This is a genomic window from Streptomyces sp. Q2 (genome assembly GCF_056820935.1).
Genome location: NZ_JBXEJE010000033.1, coordinates 107,972 through 116,810, shown reverse-complemented (window position 1 = coordinate 116,810; position 8,839 = coordinate 107,972). Strand labels below are relative to the sequence as shown.

At 67.9% G+C, this 8,839-nt stretch carries 8 protein-coding genes and 1 pseudogene; 7 read left to right on the top strand and 2 right to left on the bottom strand.

Going from position 1 to position 8,839, the window contains the following annotated elements; translation table 11 throughout:
- Nucleotides 1–134: 134 nt before the first annotated feature.
- From ACWBNA_RS32965 to tpg, 3 genes are read left to right on the top strand one after another with little or no spacing between them, the layout of a single operon-like run.
- Nucleotides 135–521, top strand: coding sequence for a hypothetical protein (locus tag ACWBNA_RS32965; RefSeq protein ID WP_482708163.1), 387 nt, complete (start codon nucleotides 135–137; stop codon nucleotides 519–521).
- A 16-nt stretch (nucleotides 522–537) separates the two neighbouring features.
- Nucleotides 538–2,727 (top strand): telomere-associated protein Tap, encoded by a 2,190-nt coding sequence (gene tap, locus ACWBNA_RS32960; protein ID WP_482708162.1) that lies wholly within the window; start codon nucleotides 538–540, stop codon nucleotides 2,725–2,727.
- Between the two features lie 6 nt (nucleotides 2,728–2,733).
- Nucleotides 2,734–3,291 carry a telomere-protecting terminal protein Tpg gene (gene tpg, locus ACWBNA_RS32955; RefSeq protein WP_482708161.1) on the top strand — a complete coding sequence of 186 codons (558 nt, stop codon included), beginning with the start codon at nucleotides 2,734–2,736 and terminating at the stop codon, nucleotides 3,289–3,291.
- A 500-nt stretch (nucleotides 3,292–3,791) separates the two neighbouring features.
- Here tpg and ACWBNA_RS32950 read toward each other — a convergent pair whose 3' ends face one another.
- Entirely contained in the window at nucleotides 3,792–4,208 is a 417-nt protein-coding gene (locus ACWBNA_RS32950) for a hypothetical protein (protein ID WP_482708160.1), read from the bottom strand.
- Nucleotides 4,209–4,274: 66 nt separating this feature from the next.
- Here ACWBNA_RS32950 and ACWBNA_RS32945 point away from each other — a divergent pair, with 66 nt between their 5' ends.
- The gene (locus ACWBNA_RS32945) at nucleotides 4,275–4,715 is read left to right on the top strand and encodes a VOC family protein (RefSeq protein WP_482708159.1); all 441 of its coding nucleotides are present in this window, start codon (nucleotides 4,275–4,277) and stop codon (nucleotides 4,713–4,715) included.
- A gap of 342 nt (nucleotides 4,716–5,057) precedes the next feature.
- On the opposite strand, the pseudogene ACWBNA_RS32940 reads toward ACWBNA_RS32945, so the two are convergent.
- A pseudogene (locus ACWBNA_RS32940) lies at nucleotides 5,058–5,198 on the bottom strand (transposase); the annotation flags it as partial.
- 872 nt (nucleotides 5,199–6,070) lie between these two features.
- Between ACWBNA_RS32940 and ACWBNA_RS32935 the strand changes: the two are divergent.
- The 3 genes from ACWBNA_RS32935 to ACWBNA_RS32925 all read left to right on the top strand — a co-directional run bounded on the left by ACWBNA_RS32935 (nucleotide 6,071) and on the right by ACWBNA_RS32925 (nucleotide 8,774).
- Entirely contained in the window at nucleotides 6,071–6,352 is a 282-nt protein-coding gene (locus ACWBNA_RS32935) for an acyl-CoA thioester hydrolase/BAAT C-terminal domain-containing protein (protein ID WP_482708158.1), read from the top strand.
- Nucleotides 6,353–7,233: 881 nt separating this feature from the next.
- Complete coding sequence (locus ACWBNA_RS32930) at nucleotides 7,234–7,842, top strand: DJ-1/PfpI family protein (RefSeq protein ID WP_482708157.1); 609 nt, start codon at nucleotides 7,234–7,236, stop codon at nucleotides 7,840–7,842.
- A gap of 347 nt (nucleotides 7,843–8,189) precedes the next feature.
- Nucleotides 8,190–8,774 carry a GNAT family N-acetyltransferase gene (locus ACWBNA_RS32925; RefSeq protein ID WP_482708156.1) on the top strand — a complete coding sequence of 195 codons (585 nt, stop codon included), beginning with the start codon at nucleotides 8,190–8,192 and terminating at the stop codon, nucleotides 8,772–8,774.
- Nucleotides 8,775–8,839: the final 65 nt, after the last annotated feature.

The window sequence follows — 8,839 nt, the reverse complement described above, 5'->3', positions numbered from 1 at the left end:
CGCCGGGCCGGAGGAGTACATCCACACGGCCGGGTTCGCGCCGAGGATCAGCTCCGCGTACGCCCAGAGATTCGGCAGTGCGCAATGAAACAACGATCCGTTGTTTCATTGCATGACGGCGGTAGAGTGACGACATGGCAGCTGATGCTCAGGACACCGCCCGCGAAAGACTGGCCGCGTTCGCGGAGGGTTCCACCGCCGGCTGGGCGACCGCGCACCATCTGGAACAGGACGCTGCGCTGCTGGGGCGGCTGCTGACGGCCGCCGCCAACCATCAGCAAAGCGGCGGACAGCACCCTGACGTGACAGCCGATGATGTGGGTGCTGGGCTGAGCCTTTTCGAGGACATGCGCGTGACGTTGGACCGGCTGGAGACCCAGGTCGTCATCGAGGCCCGGCGCCGAGGCATGGAGTGGCGGCAGATCGCCCGGCATCAGGGCCTGAACTCGTCCCAGGCAGCCTCGCAGCGCTACCAGCGGCTGGTGACCCGCCTCGAAGAAATCCGTCAGGGTGTCCGGTAGAGGAGGGGAACGGGAGATGACGGACCAGCCGCAGGAATTGTTCACTGCCGTCGACGCGCTGCTCGCCGCCGTCGATGACGGCGGTGTGCTGCCCCCTTTGAACGAACGGGTCAGGCTGCGAGAGGCGGCCGGGCTGACCCAGGCCGCCGTCGCGCAGGCCCTCGGCGTGCGGGTTCCCAGCATCCAGGCATGGGAGGCAGGCCGCGCCGAGCCGAAAGCCGAACGCCTTGAGGCCTACCGCAGACTGCTCGACGGCCTGTCTCGGCGATATCCCGTGTCCGCCGCGCCGTCCGGCAGCAAGGACGCTGCCCTGCCGCAGCCGGACCAGAGTGCCAGCGCACTGCTCGCGCCCGCGACGCCGCCTGCCGCAGCCGCGGCACCTCCCCGCCCGGCGGCGCCCAGCACGAGACAGCCGTCGAAGCGTCCGGGAGGGAAGAAGAGCACCCCCTTCAAGGACACCGCCGCGGCCGTTGACCCGCGGTTCGAGAACGGGCCGCTGGCGGTCGTCGATGTCGACGCCGACGGCCAGGTCCTCGCGTACGGCGTCGGCGGCCTGGTCTTGGACGTGCCCGCCAAGTCCCTGCCCGCGCTGGTGGAGTGGACGCTCAAGGAGGCGAAGCTGGGGCAGCCGAAGCTGTCCGGCCCGGGCAAGGATGCCGATCCGCTGCTGGTGCTCACCGAGTCGGCGCTGGAGCGTTACGGTCTGCCGGTCGCCCTCACGCAGGAGGAGCGGCTCGCCGGGCGGATTCCGGAGGGCCACAAGGTCATCAAGCAGCTGGTGCGCGCGGAGTGGAAGCTGACCAAGCGCGGGTTCGGGCCGTGGGCGAGGATCTACCGCCCGGCCACCGGTTCGGAGCGGGCCTGCGTTCAGCTGTGCATCCCGTCGTGGAACGCGCTGGACACCCGGCACTGGGGCGAGGCCGCCCAGCTTCCGCCGGCGGACCTCGCCCGGGTCCTGGGCGTGTACGCGTCGCGGGTGATGACCCCGCGTGGATCGACCGCCGTGACCGGTCTGGAGCTGATGACCGCGTTGCACCCGCCGACCCGCGCCTCGGAGCCGGACGCCGACGGCAGGCGGCACTCCGAGCACAACCCCGGCAGCCTGGGCAAGGATCCGGTGGACTGCGCGCCGTGCGAGGCCCCCGACGGACACCCTCTCCTCAAGGATCTGCCGCGCTTCCACGTCCGCGGTCCCGGGGAGAAGCTGTTCGAGGAGGCGTACGACTGGGCGCGGCCGATGACGGATGCCGAGTGCACCCTGCGGCACCTGGTCGGCATCGACGTGAACATGGCCTTCGCCGCCGGCGCCAACGGCCTGGTCGTCGGCCTCGGCGTGCCGACGCACGTCAAGGATCCGGTGTTCGATGCGAAGCTGCCCGGCTCGTGGCTGGTCGACCTCTCCCATGTGGACCTGTCGAGGGTGAAGGTCGGCAAGGACAAGTGGGCGGACCTGGACGCCAGTCTGCTGCCCAGCCCGTTCACGCCGAAGGGCGAGCGTCCCGAGGGCCCGGCCTGGTATGCGACGCCGACCGTGGCGTACGCGGTGGAGCTCGGCTACGACGTCGCGCCGATCGAGGCGTACGTCCGGTACGACAACGGCCGCTACCTGGACGGCTGGTACAACCGGCTGCGCGACGCCTACCTCGCCACGATGGCCGACCTCGGCGTCGACGCCGAGCTGTCGCCGGAAGACTTCCTGGCGGCGATGGACGGCTACCGGCAACGCGACCCGGAACTGGCGATCGTAAGTTCCGCGATCAAGGCGACGGTCAAGGGCGGCCTCGGCAAGCTGCGCGAACGCCCTCGGGGCGAGGGCTGGAAGCCCGGCCAGCCCTGGCGGGCCCTTGCCCGTCCGACATGGCGGCCGGACATCCGTGCGGCGGTCATCTCCCGCACCCGGATCAACCTCCACAGGAAGATCGTCAAGCACGCGGCGTTCACCGGCCAGTACCCGGTCGCGGTCCTGTCCGACTGCGTCGTCTACGCGGCCGACGGCACCAGCCCGCTGGACTTCCTGCCCTACCGCGACGGCAAGCCCCTGCCGGGCGGCTTCAAGCTCGGGGTGAATCCCGGGCTGGTCAAGTGGGAGGGCACCCAGAGCGTGCTGTGGGGCGAGGGCGTCCGCGAGCAGTTCCAGGCGCCGGAGCTCAACCTCGCCCGCTACATCAAGGACGGCACCGTCACCGATCAGGACAACGGGGAGTAGAGGGCGATGAGCGTGTTCGGCCAGGGCCTGGAACAGGCGGTGCAGCGGGCGTTCACGCGCCCGATCCCCAAGAGCGCGGGCGCGCAGATGCGGTACCTGGTCAGACAGCTCAAGGGCACCAAGGCCGTCGCCCAGATGCTGCGGATCTCCCAGCGCACCGTCGAGCGGTACGTCAAAGACCAGATCAAAAAGCCCCGCCCGGACCTCGCCTCCCGGCTGGAGAGCGAGGTCAGGAAGAGGTGGCAGCCACAGGTCCGCGCCAGAGCACGGCAGCAGGCGGCGACCACCGGCGGCATCGTCATCGACACCCGCGCCCGGATCGGCTACACCGCGCCGATCGGCTCCACCGACGACGCCCGCGTCCGGCACCTGACCGTCGCGCTGCCGCCGCAGTACGCCGCCCGCCTCTTCGACGCCCAGCAGCAGGGCGCGTCCGACCAGCACCTGCAGGAGATCGCCGCCGAAGGGCTGCGAGAGGTCTATTTCCAGGACCACGGGCGCCGCGCCGGCAGCCTGGAAGAGGTCCGCTTCACCGACATCGAGCACCTCGAGTTCGACCTGTAGGCCGCAGCCAAGCATCACCGGCGAATTGACGGCACGCCTTCAGCCGCCAACGATCGGCCCCCCCGGGAGGCCGCCCTGCCCGCCGCGCCGAAGAGGTGCGGAGCCAAGCGGCGCAGAAAGCAGCCGAACGCGAGACGTAGCGCCCGGTGCGCCGGCTGCGGACACAAGTTCACCGACGACCGGTGGAACGCCGGCACCAGGGTCGACTGGGGCCCGGGGACAGCCACCCCGGCCTGTACGACCACTGCAAGAACTGGACACTCGAAGAGGAGCGGAAGGCCGAACAAGCCGAACGAGCCGAACGCGAGCGCCAGAAGCAGGAGCGCCAGGAGGCGACGCAGACCGCGGACACAGGCCGGCGGCCAGCTCGCCCGATTCGCACCTGACCCGGGCAGCCCGCCCAGCACCCAGCGCGCGCACGTCATGCTCCGCCTCGGTCCCCGGCCGGTCGCTGCTGTGAGGCGCGTACTGCGAACGCCCGCTTCCGTCCACGGATATGGTCAGTCGGGCTGTCGCCGATCAGGAACTGGCCCGCTTTCGGGCATGACCACCTCCAGCTGCCACGTTGCCGCCATGGCCCGCATCTTGTAGAAGGTGTCCTCGATGCTGGTGCGGAAGAGCTTGCCGCTCTCCTGGTCGCGGACGACGGAAGACCGTTCGATGAGATGCTCAGCGAAGGCGCCCAGGGAAGCTGGGCCGGCCAGATGCAGGCCCGTTCCGTGCAGTGCCTCGCGGCGCAACTGCTCTGGAAACTTGCTGATCACCCTGCCGATCAGACCCGTGCGGGCGCGCTCGAACACGTCGGTGTGCACATCGCGGGTGGTGGCGCTTGGCTGGCGGGTCTGCTGTAGCGGTGCTGAGGCGCGATGCAAAATTTTTCGGAGTTCGGCGGTCTGAGGATGTCGAGAACGTGCCACCGGCTCCGTCCCCTGGACATCAGCGGCCACCACCGGTCGCACGAGAAAGAAGGAGAAAAGACGAGCATGGCGATTCAGCGGATGGACAACGTCGGCATCGTCGTCGAGGACATGGATGCCGCCATCGCGTTCTTCGTGGAACTCGGTATGGAGCTGGAGGGCAGGGCGCAGGTCGAAGGCCTGGTCGCCGACCAGTGCACCGGACTCGACGGCGTCCGCTGTGACATCGCGATGGTCCGGACCCCGGACGGACACAGCCGGCTGGAGCTGGCGAAGTACCGCAGCCCCGCGGTGATCAGCGCCGGGCCGCGCAACCGGCCGCACAACATCGTGGGCACGCACCGCGTCATGTTCGCCGTCGACGACATCGGGGACACCGTTGCCCGCCTGCGCCCTCACGGCGCCGAACTCGTCGGCGAGATCGCCCGGTTCGAGGACAGCTATCTGCTCTGCTACCTCCGCGGCCCGGAGGGCATCATCGTCGGACTGGCCGAGCAACTGCGCTGAGAAGGAGAATCTGAACCAGGCTGCCGAACGAGATCATCGAGGTGGTGAACCGGCCGGTCAGCCAGGAGCTGCTGGCCCGTGACGGATTGGCCTGTCCTACGCCGCCAAGGACGGAGCCCCGCGCAACGTACCGATCGCCTTCACGTGGAACGGGAGGCGAGGGAGTCTCAATGTCGGCCATCAGGGCGTCCAGGCCCAACTGGATCAGATAGGCGTCCGAGGGACGCTGCGAGGGTTCCATCTTTGCTCTTCGCAGGGAATCCCGGCCTTCAGGCCGGGCGGGAATGCGTCCTCGGCCCGAGGCGCGAAGAGCCGGAGTTCTCTGCGGCTTCGTTCTGACGGTCAGGCTGGCCGCTTCTGGTTGTCGATGTAGTCCTTGACGATGCTCAGCGGTGCGCCTGCGCAGGATCCCGCGAAGTAGGACGGGGACCAGAAGACGGACCCGGTGCCGATCCGGTCGGTGTACTCCGCGCGCAGACTCCTACCGCCTCGCTAACACCCGAGTGCGGGCCGAAGCCCCCGCCAACGGCAGCTGAGAGGCTGTGAAGAACCCCTGGCCCCCACGGATAGCGGTCAATGCGACGTCGCCTGTTTCCCATGCGGGGCATCAAGGCCGAATAGGCTGCCCTGGTACACCAAGCAGCTGCAGGCGGACCGAAGGGAGAGCACGTGGAAGTGACAGAGCGCGAGCTGACCCATCCGTGGGAAGGTGTTCTGATTACTCCCTCCGCCGACGCTGACGTCGGCGTTCTGGTCCTGGCGGGCTCCAGCGGGCGCATCGACCGTGAGAGAGCATGCCTCCTCGCAGAACAGGGCATTGCGGCCTTGGCAATCCGCTGGTTCGGCGGGCCCGGCCAGGCTCCGGGAATCTGCGAAATCCCTTTGGAAACCTTCATCGATGCCGTCGGTCTTCTCCGCTCCAGCGGGGCGCGCCGCATCGGCATCCTCGGCGTCTCCAAGGGAGCTGAAGCAGCTCTGCTCACCGCAGTGCACGACTCGCGCGTGGACGTGGTGATTGCGCTGTCGCCGACCTCGCGGGTCTGGTGCAACGTTGGACCAGGCCGCGACGGCGAACGGCTGCCTTATCGATCGTCCTGGACACGGAGAGGCGAGCCGCTACCTTTCGTGCCGATGGACGATTCATGGACGGCCACACAACCGTCAAGCGGTCCTATCGCCATCCGCGAATGGTACGAACTCAGCGAGAAGACCTTCCATCATCTCGTTGCCCCAGCGGAGATACCCGTGGAGAAGGCCCGGGCTGATGTGCTGCTTGTCGCGNTATCGCCATCCGCGAATGGTACGAACTCAGCGAGAAGACCTTCCATCATCTCGTTGCCCCAGCGGAGATACCCGTGGAGAAGGCCCGGGCTGATGTGCTGCTTGTCGCGGGTGGCGATGACGCGATGTGGCCGTCTTTGCCCTTCGCCGAACACTTGGCGCAACGCCGACGCTCGGTCGAGGCCCCGGTGAGACTGATTGCCCGCCACGATGCCGGCCACCGACCACGTCTTCCGGGTGAGAGCCCGGCATCGGCCTCCCCGCACTTCCAGTACGGAGGCACAACCGAAGCTGACGCACTCCTGGGCGCTGCTGCGTGGCCCCACGTCCTCGACATGCTCGGCAGCGGAGGCTGACAGACGGGCCCCCTTGCTGGCCAGGACAGCGGACGGTTCAGACTCGACGGCCCGCCGCTCTCGCTGGCAGTGGGCCGTTACCTGCGCTGACGCCATTTCTCGCGATCATTCATGAAACCTTGCACCGCTACCCGCTACCCGCTGCCCAAAGCTGGTGAACAAACGCTGCTGCCGATAGTGAACGGAAGCCACAACCCGGTACTTGTGGTGGAGACCATTCGAGTGGAGCGGTGATCCGAACCAGTCAGAGACCTGACGGATGACGGGAAAGCCAGTCGGCATGCCGATTGAGGCAGGAACGTCAGCCGCGAGCGCAAGGCAGGCAGTGTTGCGGGCAGCAAGGCCGCCCCGACCGAGGCGCCTGAGCTTCAGATAGTCGCCGACGTGCTGGTCAACTACGTCGTCCTTTCCGGGGTCTGGCCGTTCTCCGGCCGGTCCGCACCGTGGGGCGCGGACCGGACGGGCAGTGGTCAGGTCAGGGACGGGGGTGGCTGCCGGGTGGGGTCGTAGGGCTGGTGGGGAGTGGGCTGGGGCGTGCGGCACGTGAATCTCCGCGTGCGCTTCGGGGGTCGGCGCGCCGACTTGGACGTCGACGAACACGGGGCGGGTGAAGTGATGCGCCGCAGGGCGAGGAGGGACAGGGCCGCCCAGGCAAGGACGGTGATGCCGGCGGCGACCGGGCGGCCGCTGGCCGGGAAGGCGTACTGATGAAGAGGCAGTGTTCTGGCCGTGCACGATTCGCCCGTAACGGTCCTCACGCTCGGGAACTCGAAACGCAGAACGTCGATAGGCAATGCCACCAGCCGCTGATTGGCTCTCGACCCGGGAACGGCGCGCCAGGGAAACTGCGGACTTCTGATGCCGTGCTTGAAGGAGTTGTGATGCAGGTCGCCGTGGTCACCTTCGACGGGTTCAACGAGCTCGACAGCTTCATCGCTTCCGCGCTGATCAACCGGTGCCGCACGGACGGCTTGGAAGCCTTCATCACGACCCCGACGCCGGTGGTCACGTCGATGAACGGCGTCGAGGTGAGCGGGCAGCGCCCGATGGAGTTCGTGACCGAAGCGGACGTTGTGCTGATCGGTAGCGGGGTGAAGGCGCGAGAGGTGGTCGCCGACGACCGACTGATCGCGAAGCTGCTGCTCGACCCTTCGCGACAGCTGATCGGTGCGCAGTGCTCCGGCGCGCTGGTGCTCGCCCGGCTCGGGTTGCTGGAAGGCATGCCGGCTTGCACGGACGTGAAGAGCCGGGCCTTGGTCGAAGCCCACGGCGTTACCGTGCTCGACGCGCCGTTCCACACCGAGGGGAACATCGCTACGGCGGGTGGTTGCCTGGCGTCCCAGTATCTCGCCACGTGGGTGATCACCCGGATGCTCGGGGAGGACGCCGCGCGCGCCGTCATCGACTACGTGGCTCCGGTCGGCGAAAATCAGGAGACTGTCGAGCGGGCCATGCGTGCCGTCCACGCGGGCGCGGTTGCACTGCGCTGACGCCTCGCAATCAGCGTTTCCGGGCCACTTGCCGTCACGACGTCGACTCTTGAGCGCATTGAGGGCGTGGCGTTGCCTGAGAGGTCGTCAAGTCCGTTTCCCGTAGTCGCCTTGCGCGGTTGGGTGAGGAAGTCTTGGCTTCCGAGGCGGCTGCGGGTGACGTTCGTGTCTGAGCCGTCGGTGGGCAGTTCGAGTAGTCGTGCCGTTCGCAGACTCTGAATGTCTGGTCGGGCTACTGGTTGAAGGCAGGCACGATCTGCTGGTAAGCGGTGCCTTGGTCGTGAGGGCCGGACCGGGATCGGATATTCGGTGTTCTGCCTGCCCCCTGAGGACACAAGATGGTGCGCATGAGTCTGGCCACCCCCGTACTGCACACCGCTCGCCTGCGACTGCGACCCTTCACCGACGCCGACGCGGACTCCCTCTTCGCGCTGCACAGCAGCACCTTCGTGATGCGCTATTGGGACTCCCCGCCGTGGACGGAACGGGCCCGCGCCGAGCGTTTCATCGGGATGTGCCGGACGATGGCGGACGAAGGCACCGGGGCGCGGGTGGCCATCGACCGTGCTTCGGACGGGGCCTTCGTCGGCTGGTGCGTTCTGGCCGAATGGAACCCGGACTACCGCAGCGCTTCGTTGGGCTACTGCCTCGCCGAGGAGATGTGGGGCCACGGCTACGCGACGGAGGCGGCACACGCCCTACTGCAGTGGGCATTCGACACACTGGACCTGAATCGAATCCAGGCCGAGACCGACACGCGCAACGTGGCATCCGCCCGGGTCCTGGAGAAGATCGGATTCATGCGTGAAGGGACGTTGCGGGAAGACTGCGTCGTGAACGGCGAAGTGTCCGACTCGTGGGTGTTCGGATTGATCAGGCGAGAGTGGCGGCCGTCGGCGGTGCCGATTTCAGCCCAAGCAAAGCGGCGCTAAGCCCGTTTCTGGTAGAGACCGCGTCCGGGTTGAGTGAGGAAGCCTTGACGAGTGAGGCGTCCGAG